The organism is Pseudomonas sp. DL (genome assembly GCF_047199225.1).
Classification (GTDB): Bacteria; Pseudomonadota; Gammaproteobacteria; order Pseudomonadales; family Pseudomonadaceae; genus Pseudomonas; species Pseudomonas aeruginosa.
Genome location: NZ_CP178323.1, coordinates 340,955 through 353,920, shown reverse-complemented (window position 1 = coordinate 353,920; position 12,966 = coordinate 340,955). Strand labels below are relative to the sequence as shown.

The 12,966-nt window shown below is 66.1% G+C and carries 14 protein-coding genes; 7 read left to right on the top strand and 7 right to left on the bottom strand.

Features of this window, described 5'->3' with window-relative positions:
- The first annotated feature begins 162 nt into the window (after positions 1–162).
- A complete protein-coding gene (locus tag ACI766_RS01600; protein WP_003112951.1) occupies positions 163–1,557 on the top strand; it encodes an APC family permease in 1,395 nt (464 codons plus the stop codon).
- A gap of 15 nt (positions 1,558–1,572) precedes the next feature.
- A complete protein-coding gene (gene aphB, locus ACI766_RS01595) occupies positions 1,573–2,607 on the top strand; it encodes an acetylpolyamine amidohydrolase AphB (RefSeq protein WP_003110574.1) in 1,035 nt (344 codons plus the stop codon).
- A gap of 80 nt (positions 2,608–2,687) precedes the next feature.
- Here the strand turns inward: aphB and ACI766_RS01590 are convergent, their stop codons facing one another.
- The 4 genes from ACI766_RS01590 to ACI766_RS01575 all read right to left on the bottom strand — a co-directional run bounded on the left by ACI766_RS01590 (position 2,688) and on the right by ACI766_RS01575 (position 6,362).
- Entirely contained in the window at positions 2,688–3,038 is a 351-nt protein-coding gene (locus ACI766_RS01590) for a NirD/YgiW/YdeI family stress tolerance protein (RefSeq protein ID WP_003084357.1), read from the bottom strand.
- Positions 3,039–3,121: 83 nt separating this feature from the next.
- Entirely contained in the window at positions 3,122–4,111 is a 990-nt protein-coding gene (locus tag ACI766_RS01585; protein ID WP_003121726.1) for an SdiA-regulated domain-containing protein, read from the bottom strand.
- A 99-nt stretch (positions 4,112–4,210) separates the two neighbouring features.
- Positions 4,211–4,876, bottom strand: a complete 666-nt coding sequence (locus ACI766_RS01580) for a fumarylacetoacetate hydrolase family protein (RefSeq protein WP_003110705.1) — start codon at positions 4,874–4,876, stop codon at positions 4,211–4,213.
- 91 nt (positions 4,877–4,967) lie between these two features.
- Positions 4,968–6,362 carry an FAD-binding oxidoreductase gene (locus tag ACI766_RS01575; RefSeq protein WP_003162088.1) on the bottom strand — a complete coding sequence of 465 codons (1,395 nt, stop codon included), beginning with the start codon at positions 6,360–6,362 and terminating at the stop codon, positions 4,968–4,970.
- 203 nt (positions 6,363–6,565) lie between these two features.
- On the opposite strand from ACI766_RS01575, the gene serA reads away from it, so the two are divergent.
- Positions 6,566–7,795, top strand: coding sequence for a phosphoglycerate dehydrogenase (serA, locus tag ACI766_RS01570; protein ID WP_003112947.1), 1,230 nt, complete (start codon positions 6,566–6,568; stop codon positions 7,793–7,795).
- Between the two features lie 57 nt (positions 7,796–7,852).
- Here the strand turns inward: serA and ACI766_RS01565 are convergent, their stop codons facing one another.
- Positions 7,853–8,290: a DUF4399 domain-containing protein gene (locus ACI766_RS01565; RefSeq protein ID WP_003084345.1), complete on the bottom strand. Its 438-nt coding sequence runs from the start codon at positions 8,288–8,290 to the stop codon at positions 7,853–7,855.
- Between the two features lie 292 nt (positions 8,291–8,582).
- Here ACI766_RS01565 and ACI766_RS01560 point away from each other — a divergent pair, with 292 nt between their 5' ends.
- Positions 8,583–9,353, top strand: coding sequence for a cystine ABC transporter substrate-binding protein (locus tag ACI766_RS01560; protein WP_003112946.1), 771 nt, complete (start codon positions 8,583–8,585; stop codon positions 9,351–9,353).
- Positions 9,354–9,424: 71 nt separating this feature from the next.
- Positions 9,425–10,117, top strand: a complete 693-nt coding sequence (locus tag ACI766_RS01555; protein WP_003084339.1) for an amino acid ABC transporter permease — start codon at positions 9,425–9,427, stop codon at positions 10,115–10,117.
- Between the two features lie 2 nt (positions 10,118–10,119).
- Here the strand turns inward: ACI766_RS01555 and ACI766_RS01550 are convergent, their stop codons facing one another.
- A complete protein-coding gene (locus ACI766_RS01550; RefSeq protein WP_003112945.1) occupies positions 10,120–10,614 on the bottom strand; it encodes a DUF523 domain-containing protein in 495 nt (164 codons plus the stop codon).
- 265 nt (positions 10,615–10,879) lie between these two features.
- On the opposite strand from ACI766_RS01550, the gene ACI766_RS01545 reads away from it, so the two are divergent.
- Positions 10,880–11,434, top strand: a complete 555-nt coding sequence (locus ACI766_RS01545; RefSeq protein WP_003162092.1) for a DUF6160 family protein — start codon at positions 10,880–10,882, stop codon at positions 11,432–11,434.
- 21 nt (positions 11,435–11,455) lie between these two features.
- Here the strand turns inward: ACI766_RS01545 and ACI766_RS01540 are convergent, their stop codons facing one another.
- Complete coding sequence (locus ACI766_RS01540; protein WP_003118764.1) at positions 11,456–12,154, bottom strand: 2OG-Fe(II) oxygenase; 699 nt, start codon at positions 12,152–12,154, stop codon at positions 11,456–11,458.
- 48 nt (positions 12,155–12,202) lie between these two features.
- On the opposite strand from ACI766_RS01540, the gene ACI766_RS01535 reads away from it, so the two are divergent.
- Complete coding sequence (locus ACI766_RS01535; RefSeq protein ID WP_003084320.1) at positions 12,203–12,955, top strand: hypothetical protein; 753 nt, start codon at positions 12,203–12,205, stop codon at positions 12,953–12,955.
- The last annotated feature ends 11 nt before the right edge of the window (positions 12,956–12,966 follow it).

Genomic DNA, 12,966 nt, shown 5'->3' with positions numbered 1-12,966 from the left:
CCGTGCCCGCACACGCCGCGCGCCCTCTCGTCACTGCCATTTCCACCGACCCGGCGGAAACCCCAGCGGTTTTCCACTAGCCCGTCCATTCACCCGGCGCAGGAAAGGTCCGCCCAAGCGGCCGCCTGCGGGATCGATACGGCATTTCGCGAGGAGCGGAACATGGCCAGCGAACGCAACAACGGCATCCTCATCGGCGGCAAGCGCCCCGAGTACGTCCACAGCGCCCAGGGCACCGGCCTGCGGCGCATCCTCGGGCTTCCCGCCCTGGTCTTCTTCGGGCTGGTCTACATGGTTCCGCTGACCATGTTCACCACCTACGGGGTAGTCACCGAGATCACCGGCGGTCGTACCGCCAGCGCCTACCTGATCACCCTGGCGGCGATGCTCTTCACCGCCTTTTCCTACAGCTTCATGGTGAAGAAATATCCCATCGCCGGCTCGGCCTATTCCTATACCAGCCTCAGCTTCGGCCCCTGCGTCGGCTTCCTCGCCGGCTGGTCGCTGCTGCTCGACTACCTGTTCCTGCCGATGATCAACTACCTGCTCATCGGCCTGTTCCTCAACATCGCCTTCCCGATGGTGCCGGCCTGGGTCTTCGTGCTCGCGGCGATCGGCCTGGTCACCGTGCTCAACGTGATCGGCATCAGCTCGGTGGCCGGCATGAGCAACGTGATCGTCGGCGCCCAGTTCGTCTTCGCCGTGGTGTTCGTCGCCATGGCGGTCAAGCACCTGGCCGGCATCCCCTCGCTGGACCTGAGCCTGCCCTTCGTCGGCGACGGCAGCCAGCCGGGCTTCGCCCCGTTGATGGCCGGCGCGGCGGTGCTGTGCCTGTCGTTCCTCGGCTTCGACGCGGTCTCGACCCTGGCCGAGGAAACCCGCGACCCGCAACGCGACATCCCGCGCGCCATCGTCATCACCACGGTCGGCGCCGGCCTGCTGTTCACCGTGCTGGCGGTCTTCAGCCAACTGGTGTTCCCCGGCAGCGTATTCCAGGACGCCGAGTCGGCGGCCAACGAAGTGATGCTGGCGGCCGGCGGCAAGTTCCTCGCCAGCTTCTTCACCGCCGCCTACGTCGCCGGCGCCGCCGGCTCGGCGCTGGCCTCGCAGGCCTCGGTGTCGCGCATCCTCTACAGCATGGGCCGCGACGGCATCCTGCCGCGGCGCGTGTTCGGCAGCCTCTCGGAGCGCTTCAAGACGCCAGTGATCGCGATCCTGGTGGTCTCGGTGATTTCCCTGCTGGCGGTGGTCATCGACCTCACCACCCTGGCCTCGATGATCAGCTTCGGCGCGCTGGTGGCGTTCTCCGCGGTGAACCTGGCGGTGATCCGCAGCTACCTGCTGCTCGACGGCCGCCGCGCCCCGCGCGACCTGCTGCGCTACGGGCTGGTGCCGGCCATCGGCCTGGGCCTGACCCTGTGGCTGTGGACCAGCCTCTCGGCGCTGACCCTGGTGATCGGCCTGACCTGGTTCGCCGCCGGCCTCGCCTACCTGGCGTTGCATACCGGCGGTTTCCGCCGCAAGGCGCCGACCGTGACCTTCTCCGAACAGAACTGAGCCCGGGAGCCCGACATGCTGACCATCTACAGCGACGACCATCGCCTGCACCACGGCCGGCACGAACTGATCGGCGGCCAGTTCACCCCCTGCTTCGAAAAACCCAGCCGCGCCGACATGGTCCTCGACCGCGTGAAGGCCGTCGGCCTCGGCGAAGTCCGCGCGCCGCGCGACTTCGGCCTGGAACCGATCCGCCGGGTGCACAGCGAGGGTTTCGTGCGTTTCCTGCAGAACGCCTGGCAGGACTGGCTGGCCACCGGCCGCAGCCACGACATGCTGCCGATCGCCTGGCCGACCCGGCGCCTGCGGCAGACGGAGCCGGACAACATCGACGGTCGCCTCGGCTACTACTCCTTCGACGCCGGCGCGCCGATCACCGCCGGGACCTGGCAGGCGATCACCAGTTCGGCCAACGTCGCCCTCAGCGGCCAGTCCGAACTCGCCAACGGCGCGCGCTCGGTATTTTCGCTCTGTCGCCCGCCGGGCCACCACGCCGCGGCCGACTACATGGGCGGCTATTGCTTCTTCAACAATGCCGCCATCGCCGCCCAGGCCTTCCTCGACCGGGGCGCCGGGCGGGTGGCGATCCTCGACGTCGACTACCACCATGGCAACGGCACCCAGGACATCTTCTACGACCGCGCCGATGTGCTGTTCACCTCGATCCACGGCGATCCGCGCTTCGAATACCCCTATTTCCTCGGCTACGCCGACGAGAAGGGCAACGGCGTCGGCACCGGCTACAACTTCAACTACCCACTGGCGGCCGGCAGCGACTGGGCGACCTGGAGCCAGGCGCTGCAGGCGGCGATCCGGCAGATCCAGGCCTATGCGGCGGACGTCCTGATCGTTTCCCTGGGGGTGGATACCTTCAAGGAGGACCCGATTTCCCAGTTCCGCCTGGACAGCCCCGACTACCTGCGCATGGGCGAAGCCATCGGCAAGCTCGGCCTGGCCACGCTGTTCGTGATGGAGGGAGGCTACGCGGTGGAGGAAATCGGGATCAACGCAGTGAACGTGCTACAGGGTTTCGAAGGGGTTCACCGGTAAGCCCGCCCGCAACTTCGCCCGGTCGGAACGCGAAACGGCCCACCTCCCGGAAGAGAGGCGGGCCGTTTCGATTCAGGGCCTTACTTGATCACTTCGACGAACTCGACGTCGATCTCGCGGCCGACCAGGTCGCGGTCGACTTCGCCGGTCAGCTTGACCCGGGTCTTGTCGTTGATTTCCATCGGCGGGAAGTCTTCGTCGTCGATCTCGACCTTCATGCTGCCGGTGGCATCGCGGAACTCGTAGATGTCGCCCTTGATGCGCTTGACGATGGTGCCCTGGAGGACCACCGGGGTGTCGTCGGCGGCTTCCAGCGCGGCCTTCACCGTGGTGGTGGTCGGGGTAGCGCCCGGGCCGGTATAGCCGGCGGCCAGGGTGACGGTGGAGAACAGGCCGATGGCAGCGATGAGGGGCAGGTGACGAAGTTTCATGGGTAACGCCTCGTAGTTGGTTTCGATGGGTCCAGGCTACGAAGCCTTGCTGAAACCAGGCTTAATCGGCGCTTAAGCGAAGCTTAATCGGCGTCGCTGGTGGCCAGGCGCTCGCCGCTCTTCTTGCGGAACACGTAGAACAGGTTCGGCTCGCTGACCATGTAGATCGTGCCCTCGTCGTCGATGGCCACCCCTTCGGCGCGCGGGATCTTGCTGTCCAGGCCGTTGAAGCCGCCGAGCAGGCTGATGAAGCTGACCGGCTCGCCCTTCTCGTCCAGCTCCAGCAGCAGATGCGATTCGGCCGACAGCACCAGGGTATGGCCGGTACGCGGGTCGACGCTGAGCGCCGAGACGTTGCGCATGTACAGGTCGTCGCTCGGTAGCGCGGTCATCGCCCCGCTCAGGCTCGGCCCGCCGTCGCTCTTCCAGCTGAACAGGGTCATCGGATCGCGCTCCTTGCTCAGCAACAGACGCTGCTGGCGCGGATCCCAGGCGATGCCCTCGAAGCCCTTGTTCTTCTTGCCGATATTGCCCAGCGGGAATTCGGCCAGGCTCTTGGTGCTCAGCTCGGCGGTCTGCGGGTCGACATGGAAGATGGTCAGGGTATTGCGGCGCTCGTCGGTCACCGCGACGTTGCCGTTCTCCAGCACCGCCACGCCTTCGGGATTGCTCAGGCCGAGCAGCGGGATGGTGCGCAGCACGTCGCCGGTGAGCGACAGCTCCACCAGCAGCGGCCGCTTGCCGGTAACGGTGAACAGGGTCCTGGTTGCCGGGTTGTAGGCCAGGTCCGAGGTTTCTTCCTCCTCCAGGCCCTGCAACGGCTTGGCGTCGATCACCACCCGATAGCCCGGCAGCCAGATGCTTTCGTCGCGCTGCTGCTGGCTGGCCTGGCTTTCCTTCCACCAAAGGCCGGCGCGATCGTCCCAATGCATGACGATGGTCAGCACCACGCCGACGAGCACGACGAACGCCGGCAGCAGCCAGCGGAAACGGGGAAGCTTGGAGGCAAGGGACATGGGCGAGGCTCGACTGTTTGGCCAGGTGTTTTCTTGGGCGTCGCCATGAAAGGGCATTGCCCCCGGCCTGTCAATCGAAGCGTCGGCCAGCCGACCGACAGTCGCTTCCGCTGCCGGCGCTAGGGAAGTCGGCCGCCCCCCGGCGGCCGCAGCGGTTCAGAGCACGCGGGTCTCGAAACGGCTGGCGCCCGGCAATTCGAGCAGCAACTCGTCGCCGCTGTTCAGCGGCCCGACCCCGGACGGCGTGCCGGTCAGCACCACATCGCCGGCCTGTAGCGAGAAATGCCCGGCGATGTGCTGGATCAGCGGCACGATCGGATTGAGCATGTCGCGGCTGTTGCCGTCCTGGCGCACCTCGCCGTTGATGGTCAGGCGGATGCCGATGTCGGTCGGGTCGGGAAACTGGTCGGCGTTCACGAACGGCGACAGCACGCCGGCGCCATCGAAGCTCTTTGCCAGCTCCCAGGGCAGGCCCTTTTCCTTCAGTTTCGCCTGGACCTCGCGCAAGGTCAGGTCCAGCGCCGGCGCATAGCCGGAGATCGCGTCGAGGACCTCCTCGCGGTTCGGCTTGCGCGACAGCGGCTTGCCGATCAGCACGGCGATTTCCGCCTCGTAGTGTACCGAGCCGCGCTCCTGCGGCAGGCTCAGCCCGCCGCTCACCGGCACCACGCAGGAGCCGGGCTTGATGAACAGCAGCGGCTCGGTGGGAACCGGGTTGTTCAGTTCCTTGGCGTGTTCGGCGTAGTTGCGCCCGACGCAGACCAGCTTGCCCAGGGGGAAGTGGATCGGGGTGCCGTCGATATATTGATGCTGGTAACTCATTTACCGACTCCTGAACGGGTGGAAAGGCATCCGTGGCGCCCGCCACAGACGAGAAGGGCCGGATGACCGGCCCTCTGCGTTGCGACACCTGCTACTCGGCGAAGATCTTGCCGGGATTCATGATCCCGTTGGGGTCGAACACCGCCTTCAGTGCCTTCATATAGGCAATTTCGGTTTCCGAGCGGGTGTAGGTCAAGTAGTCGCGCTTGGTCATGCCCACGCCATGCTCGGCGGAAATCGAGCCGTTGTACTTCTCGACGGTCTCGAACACCCACTTGTTGACGGTCGCGCACTTGGCGAAGAACTCGTCCTTGCCGAGGTTTTCCGGCTTGAGGATGTTCAGGTGCAGGTTGCCGTCGCCGATGTGGCCGAACCACACCACCTCGAAGTCCGGGTAGTTGGCCTCGACGATGGCGTCGATGTCCTTGAGGAAGGCGGGCACCCGGGAAACCGTGACCGAGATGTCGTTCTTGTACGGCGTCCAGTGGGAGATGGTCTCGGAGATGTACTCGCGCAGCTTCCACAGGTTCTGCAACTGCTGCTCGCTCTGGCTCATCACCCCGTCCAGCACCCAGCCCTGCTCGACGCAGTGCTCGAAGGTGGCCAGCGCCTCGTTGGCGACTTCCTCGGTGGTCGCCTCGAACTCCAGCAGGGCGTAGAACGGGCAGTCGGTCTCGAACGCCCGCGGTACGTCGCCACGGGCCAGGACCTTGGCCAGGGCCTTGTCGGAGAAGAACTCGAAGGCGGTCAGGTCGAGCTTGCTCTGGAAGGCATGCAGCACCGGCATGATCGAGTCGAAGTCGGGCGTGCCGAGGACCATAGCGGTGAGGTTCTTCGGCGTGCGCTCCAGGCGCATGGTCGCCTCGACCACGAAGCCCAGGGTGCCTTCGGCGCCGATGAACAGCTGGCGCATGTCGTAGCCGGTGGCGTTCTTGATCAGGTCCTTGTTCAGCTCGAGCAGGTCGCCCTTGCCGGTGACGACCTTCATCCCGGCCACCCAGTTACGGGTCATGCCGTAGCGAATGACCTTGATCCCGCCGGCATTGGTGCCGATATTGCCGCCGATCTGGCTGGAACCGGAAGAAGCGAAGTCAACCGGGTAGTACAGGCCGTTTTCCTCGGCGAAGGTCTGCAGTTGCTTGGTAACCACGCCCGGCTGGCAGACTACGGTGCGGTCGAAGGCATTGAAGTCGAGGATCCGGTTCATGTAGTCGAAGGCCACCACGACTTCGCCGTTGGCCGCCACGGCCGCGGCGGAGAGCCCGGTACGACCGCCCGACGGGACCAGACCGACCTTGTGCTGGTTGGCCCAGCGGACGATCACCTGGACCTGCTCGACGCTCTTGGGGAACACGATGGCCAGCGGCGCAGGGGCGAAATGCTTGGTCCAGTCCTTGCCGTAGGCGTCCAGGGAGGCGGCGTCGTCGAGCAGCTTGCCAGGCTCGACCAGGGGCTTGAGCGATTCGATCAGGGCTTCGCGGGTCATTCGGGAACTCTCAAATGATTCATGGTCGTCCTGAGAACAACTCAGGTCGCAACCGGGCAAGGAAAAGGGAGAACATGCTAGCATACGCCCCCCGCGCTTAGTGCCTCTGGGCGCCGAGTTGCGGGTGCCGGCCAGCGCCGGCCGGACCCGCTTCGCGCAGTTCGCTTTCCAGCCACTTCCTCCGGGACAACAGGTTTACGCAGATGAGCAAGACCTCTCTCGACAAGAGCAAGATCAAGTTCCTTCTTCTCGAAGGTGTCCACCAGAACGCCGTGGACACGCTGAAGGCCGCCGGCTACACCAACATCGAGTACCTCAAGACCGCGCTTTCCGGCGACGAGCTGAAGGAAAGGATCGCCGATGCGCACTTCATCGGCATTCGCTCCCGCACCCAGCTGACCGAAGAGGTCTTCGACTGCGCGAAGAAACTGATCGCGGTCGGCTGCTTCTGCATCGGCACCAACCAGGTCGACCTCAACGCCGCCCGCGAACGCGGTATCGCCGTGTTCAACGCGCCCTACTCGAACACCCGCTCTGTGGCTGAGCTGGTACTGGCCGAGGCGATCCTGCTGCTGCGCGGCATCCCGGAAAAGAACGCCTCCTGCCATCGCGGCGGCTGGATCAAGAGCGCGGCGAATTCCTTCGAGATCCGTGGCAAGAAGCTCGGCATCGTCGGCTACGGCTCGATCGGCACCCAGCTCTCGGTACTCGCCGAGGCCCTGGGCATGCAGGTGTTCTTCTACGACACCGTGACCAAGCTGCCGCTGGGCAACGCGGTGCAGATCGGCAGCCTGCACGAGCTGCTGGGCATGTCCGACATCGTCTCGCTGCACGTTCCCGAACTGCCCTCCACCCAGTGGATGATCGGCGAGAAGGAAATCCGCGCGATGAAGAAGGGCGGCATCCTGATCAACGCCGCGCGCGGCACAGTGGTCGAGCTGGACCACCTGGCCGCCGCGATCAAGGACGAGCACCTGATCGGCGCCGCCATCGACGTGTTCCCGGTCGAGCCGAAATCCAACGACGAGGAATTCGCCAGCCCGCTGCGTGGCCTGGACCGGGTGATCCTGACCCCGCACATCGGCGGCTCCACCGCCGAGGCACAGGCCAACATCGGCCTGGAAGTGGCGGAGAAGCTGGTCAAGTACAGCGACAACGGCACCTCGGTGTCCTCAGTCAACTTCCCCGAAGTGGCCCTGCCGTCGCACCCGGGCAAGCACCGCCTGCTGCACATCCACGCCAACATCCCCGGCGTGATGAGCGAGATCAACAAGGTCTTCGCCGACAACGGCATCAACGTTTCCGGCCAGTACCTGCAAACCAACGAGAAGGTCGGCTACGTAGTGATCGACGTCGATGCCGAGTACTCGGACCTGGCCCTGGAGAAACTCCAGCAGGTCAACGGTACCATCCGTAGCCGCGTGCTGTTCTAAGGCAGCGTCCGGCGGAAAGGAAAAAGGAGGCCCAGCGGCCTCCTTTTTTCGTTTCCGTCACTTGACGGTAACGGTGATCTTCTCCGACTCCACGGTCGGCTCCAGCGGCACGTGGTTCTTGTCGCCCACCAGCAGTTGCAGGGTGTGCTTGCCCGGCGGCAGGGTGATCTCGGTTTCGGTCTGGCCCTTGCCGAAGTGGCGGATGTTGTCGGTCATCGGCAGCGGCAGGTTCATCGCCGGCTGCTCCTTCAGGTCCACCAACAGGTGATGGTGGCCGGTATCCGGCATGTCGACGCCGGCCGGCGCCACGCCCATGCCTTTCAGGCCGAATTTCACGGTGAAGGTCTTGTCGACGGTTGCACCATCGGCCGGCGTGATGAAATACACTTTCGCCCCTTCGGGCGCCTTCGTCCGGGGCAGGTCGGCAGCCATCAGGCTGGCGGATGCGCCGAACATCAGGGCGGCTAGACCGAGGCAAGGCAATGTCACTCTCATGGGAGTCTCCTGTTTTCACTTCCGTTAGCACCCGGGAAACACCACTGGACGGAATTTCCCCGGCACTCTTCGTGCCTTCCGAATCAGGGAAAGGCATCGCTGGCACAGCGATTTCCACTGCGAAGCCCGTGTTAGAGCGGCGCTCGCGCACATAATCCGGGTCAATGCCCGCAACCCCTGGAAAGACCGCATGCAACCCAGTAGGTTCGCGATTGTCCAGGACGCGGGCCCGGCTAAGCTGAACGAACAGCATAGGCCCGACCGACGTTCATTCCCACCCGAGGAGTACTACATGCGATTTCTGCCCCGCCTGCTGATGCTGGTATCCCTGGCCGCTCCGCTGGCCCATGCCGAGCTGCTCGACGACGTCCACCAGCGCGGCGCCCTGCGCATCGCCCTGGAGGGCACCTATCCGCCGTTCAACTTCAAGCAGGGCGGCAAGCTCACCGGCTTCGAGACCGAACTGGGCGAACTGCTGGCCGCCGAACTGGCGGTCAAGCCGGAATTCGTCACCACCGAATGGAGCGGCATCCTCGCCGGCCTGCAGAGCGGCAAGTACGACATCGCGCTGAACCAGGTCTCGGTGAACGAGCAGCGGCGCAAGGTCTTCGACTTCAGCGAGCCATACACCATCTCCAGCGCCCAGTTGATCGTGCGCGCCGACGAAACCCGCCAGTTCAAGTCGCTGGAAGACCTCAAGGGCCTCAAGCTCGGCGTCGGCCAGGGCACCAACTACGCCGACCTGGCGAAGTCGGTGGCCGGCGTCAACGTGCGCACCTATCCGGGCGCCCCGGAATACCTGCAGGACCTGGCCAGCAAACGCATCGACGCGGCGCTCAACGACCGCCTGCTGATCCCCTTCGCCATCCGCGAGGCCAAGCTGCCGGTCAAGCCCGGCGCGGCGGTGGGACCGGTGGCGAACATGGCGATTCCCTACCGGAAGAACAATCCGAAGTTCGGCGAGGCGCTGAATGCGGCGCTGGAGAAGATCAAGGCCGACGGCCGCTTCGCCAAGCTCTCGGAAAAGTGGTTCGGCCTGGACGTCAGCCAGCCGCCGAAGTGAGCTCCCGCCCGAACGGGGGAAGCGGCCGCGCCCGAGAGACGCGGCCGTCGTGTTTGTCGATGGAGTGTTGAATGAATTCGCTGCAGAAATTGCTCGAATGGCTCGCCAACCTGGTCGAGCTGCTCGGGATGGCCTGGCCCTTCCTGCTCCAGGGCGCGATGTATACCGTGCTGTTCGCCGCGGTATCGATGGTCCTGGGCCTGATCCTCGGCTTCAGCGTCGCGGTGGTCCGGGTGACCAAGGTGCCGGTGGTCTCGCAGATCGCCGCGGTCTACGTCAGCGCCTTCCGCGGGACGCCACTGCTGGTGCAGATCTTCGTCCTGTACTACGGGCTGCCGAGCGTAGGCATCGAGTTCACCCCGGTCACCGCGGGCATCCTGGCGCTGACCCTGAATGTCGCGGCCTATCTCTCGGAGTCCATGCGCGGGGCGATCCTCGGCATCGACAAGGGACAATGGGAAGCCGGGCTCTCGGTCGGCCTGACCTGGGGCCAGACCCTGTGGAACATCATCACCCCGCAGGCCCTGCGCCTGGCGGTGCCGAGCCTGTCGAACAGCCTGATCAGCCTGATCAAGGACACCTCGCTGATCTCCGTGATCACCGTGACCGAACTGATGCTGGCGACCAAGGAGGTCATCGCCGAGACCTTCCAGCCGCTGCCGCTCTATCTCGCCGCCGCCGGGATCTACTGGCTGCTTTCGGCACTCTTCGAGCGTGTGCAGAAAGCCCTGGAGAACCGCCTGACCGCGCCGCTGCGGCGCTGAGTTCAGCCGCCGGCGTCGAGGCCGGCCAGGCAGACCGCGGCGCGGTCCAGTTCATCCTCGTTGAATACCAGCACGCCCATGCGCTTGAGGGCGGCGGCGGTAACGCCCTCGCCGGCGACCCGGTTGCCGTTGAAGCGCCCGTCGTAGTTCTCCAGGTTGCCGCAGGAAGGACTGCGCGCCTTGAGCACGGCCATCCGGATGTCATGGCGGCGGACCAGCTCCACTGCCGCCTCCGCACCCAGCAGGAATGCTTCGCTGACATCCTCGCCGTCGACGGTGAAGACCCGGTTCAGCCGGTCCAGCACTTCGCCGCCCTGGCCGCCGGGGATCTCCGCTGGCGGGCGGGGCGTCGGCAGGCCTCCGGCGACCTCCGGGCAAAGGGCGACGATCCGCCCCTGCGCATGCCAGCGCGAGAGCAGGTCGAACGGGCCATGGCTGCCACCGTCGTAGCGCACCAGGTGGCCCAGCAGGCAACGGCTGACCAGAACCTTCTGCATGGATGCTCCACCCCTTTGACAGGCACACAGAGTAGCCCGCCGCTCGCCGATGGTCACGCCCGGTAACAGTAGCCGGGAAGCACCGGGGAAACCCGCCCTCGACCCAACCGGAGTTAGGCCTCGCGGTAGCGCTCCAGCGCCCGTATGGCGGGGACCAGGGCTATTTCTTGCCGATCCTTAGGATAGAACTGCGGGCGGCCCATGGCGAACCTCCGCCGCCCCGAGCAGACTGGCTTCCCGCGCAACCGCGAAGGACCCGCCCGTCATGCTCCCGACCCGCTCGCTTCTACCGTTTTTCCTGGCCCCCGCGTTGCTCGCCAGCGCTGCCAGCCAGGCGGCCATGGAGGCCCTGGACAACGACAGTCTCAGCCAGGTCACCGGCCAGGCCGGCATCAGCCTGCGCCTGGACCTGCGCGCCGGCGCGGCCAGGGTCGCCTGGGTGGACGACGGCGGCAGCCTCTCGCTGCGCAACCTGGTGATCGACAACGGCTGCGTGAAGGCCGGCGACTGCCCGGACGGGCGCGGCGGCAACATCCCCCTGGGCGCCGCCCAGCTCGGCCTGAGCCTGCCGATCTTCGGCGTCGAGCAGCCGACCCTGGCACTGGACGTGACCACCGGCAGCGGCGGCGGGCAGCAACTGGCGATCAGCCTGCCGGACCTCGCCACCATCAACGACCAGTTGATCGCCAGCGGCCTGCCGGCGCAGCGCATCCGCCTGCGGGTGGCCAGCGACCTGTACATCGGCGACAACTCGATCGGCCGCATCGAACTGCGCGACATCACCGACCTGCGCGGCACGATCAGGGTCTGGGGTCACTGAGGCGGCGACGCCGCCTAGGGTTCAGGAAAGTTGCAGGAGGGATTCGTTGCGCCGGCGGAACCAGCCGGTCAGCGACAGCCGGTCGCGGCTGGCGGGCAGGACTTCGTGCTCGGTGCCGGCGGACATGAACACCACCAGGCTACCGCCCGTCGGCTGGATGTCCACCTGCCGCTGCGGCAGGTGCAGGCGCAGCGCGCCGCCATGCTCGGGCAACCAGGCATCGTTGAGGTAGAGAACCGCGGAGACGGTGCGTGCGTCGTCGTCGCGGAAACGATCGACATGCTTCTGGTAATAGGCGCCCGGCGGGTACAGCGCGAAGTGGCACTCGAAATCCTCGAGGCCGAGGAACAGCGAGGCGTTGAGCGCCTGGCGCAAGCTGTCCATCACCCCCAGGTATTCGTCGCAGGCCTCGGATTCTCCGGGCTCCAGCCATTGCGTGAGGTCGCCGCGGATGCCTTCGCGGATCACCTGGCCGTCGCCGCGGCCGATCGCCGCCGGGGTCAGGTCGCCCGCGACCGCACGGGTGCGGCACTCTTCGGCCAATCTGGTGGTCAGACGCTCAGGCATGAAGATGCTCTGGTGCGACCAGCCCTGGTCGACCAGTTCATCGACGATGCGATGCAGGAGGGGATGATTGACGTTGATGTGCATTGTCCATTGTAGCGTGCCGCCCCGGTGTCTCGACAAGCGGTCCGCCGCATGTCGACAATAGCGCCCCATGGACGGCACCACCCGAACGACGAGGCTTTCGCCGCCAAAGGAGTATCAATGCGCGCTTTGCTCGCCTTCGCTTTACTGCTGGTTGGTCTGCCCGCCCTGGCCGACCCTTATCAACGCCTGTACCAGGCCGCTGGCTGGCCCGACCAGCGCGCGCATTTCAGCGATGCCCTGGACGCGGCGCAGAAGCGCTACCAGGACAAGCTGCCGCCCGCGCTCTACCAGACCCTGGTGGACAACAGCAATCGCCGCTTCGCCCCGGCCGAAGTCGACCAGCGCGCCCTCAACGGCCTGCGCGAGAACCTGCCGGACAGCGCCAGCCCGCTGAATTTCTTCGAGTCGCCGCTGGGGCGCAAGGTGGTCGCCGCCGAGGTGCTCGCCACCCGCCGCGACCAGTTGCTCCAGCACAGCAACGGCCTGCCGCGGCAGACCGCCAGCGAGCCACGCCGGGCCCTGGTGAAGCGCCTGGCCCAGGTCCTTCCGGCCCGAGAGGCCGGCGCGGAAGTCAGCCTGGCCCTGGCCGGGGTCGCCGCCGACAGCCTCAGCCAGATGCTTCCGGGCCTCCCCGGCCTGCTTGGCGGCGGACAGACCGGCCAGTTGCTGGAAGGCCAGCGCCAGCGCCTGGTGCAGCAGATCGGCGCGGACCTGGAGAACACCCTGCTGTATGTCTACCGCGATCTCTCCGATGCGGAACTCACCCAGTACGTGAACTTCGCCGAGTCGCCGGCCGGCCGCAGCTACTACCAGGCGGCCCTGGCCGCGCTGAAAGCCGGCCTGGCGGTGGACCAGGCGGTCGCCCCCTGATCGACGCGGGG

Coding starts and splice junctions, on each gene's coding strand:
- ACI766_RS01600 (WP_003112951.1), top strand. CDS start 163: ATGGCCAGCGAACGCAACAACGGCATCCTCATCGGCGGCAAGCGCCCC.
- aphB (WP_003110574.1), top strand. CDS start 1,573: ATGCTGACCATCTACAGCGACGACCATCGCCTGCACCACGGCCGGCAC.
- ACI766_RS01590 (WP_003084357.1), bottom strand. CDS start 3,038: ATGAAACTTCGTCACCTGCCCCTCATCGCTGCCATCGGCCTGTTCTCC.
- ACI766_RS01585 (WP_003121726.1), bottom strand. CDS start 4,111: ATGCCCTTTCATGGCGACGCCCAAGAAAACACCTGGCCAAACAGTCGA.
- ACI766_RS01580 (WP_003110705.1), bottom strand. CDS start 4,876: ATGAGTTACCAGCATCAATATATCGACGGCACCCCGATCCACTTCCCC.
- ACI766_RS01575 (WP_003162088.1), bottom strand. CDS start 6,362: ATGACCCGCGAAGCCCTGATCGAATCGCTCAAGCCCCTGGTCGAGCCT.
- serA (WP_003112947.1), top strand. CDS start 6,566: ATGAGCAAGACCTCTCTCGACAAGAGCAAGATCAAGTTCCTTCTTCTC.
- ACI766_RS01565 (WP_003084345.1), bottom strand. CDS start 8,290: ATGAGAGTGACATTGCCTTGCCTCGGTCTAGCCGCCCTGATGTTCGGC.
- ACI766_RS01560 (WP_003112946.1), top strand. CDS start 8,583: ATGCGATTTCTGCCCCGCCTGCTGATGCTGGTATCCCTGGCCGCTCCG.
- ACI766_RS01555 (WP_003084339.1), top strand. CDS start 9,425: ATGAATTCGCTGCAGAAATTGCTCGAATGGCTCGCCAACCTGGTCGAG.
- ACI766_RS01550 (WP_003112945.1), bottom strand. CDS start 10,614: ATGCAGAAGGTTCTGGTCAGCCGTTGCCTGCTGGGCCACCTGGTGCGC.
- ACI766_RS01545 (WP_003162092.1), top strand. CDS start 10,880: ATGCTCCCGACCCGCTCGCTTCTACCGTTTTTCCTGGCCCCCGCGTTG.
- ACI766_RS01540 (WP_003118764.1), bottom strand. CDS start 12,154: ATGGGGCGCTATTGTCGACATGCGGCGGACCGCTTGTCGAGACACCGG.
- ACI766_RS01535 (WP_003084320.1), top strand. CDS start 12,203: ATGCGCGCTTTGCTCGCCTTCGCTTTACTGCTGGTTGGTCTGCCCGCC.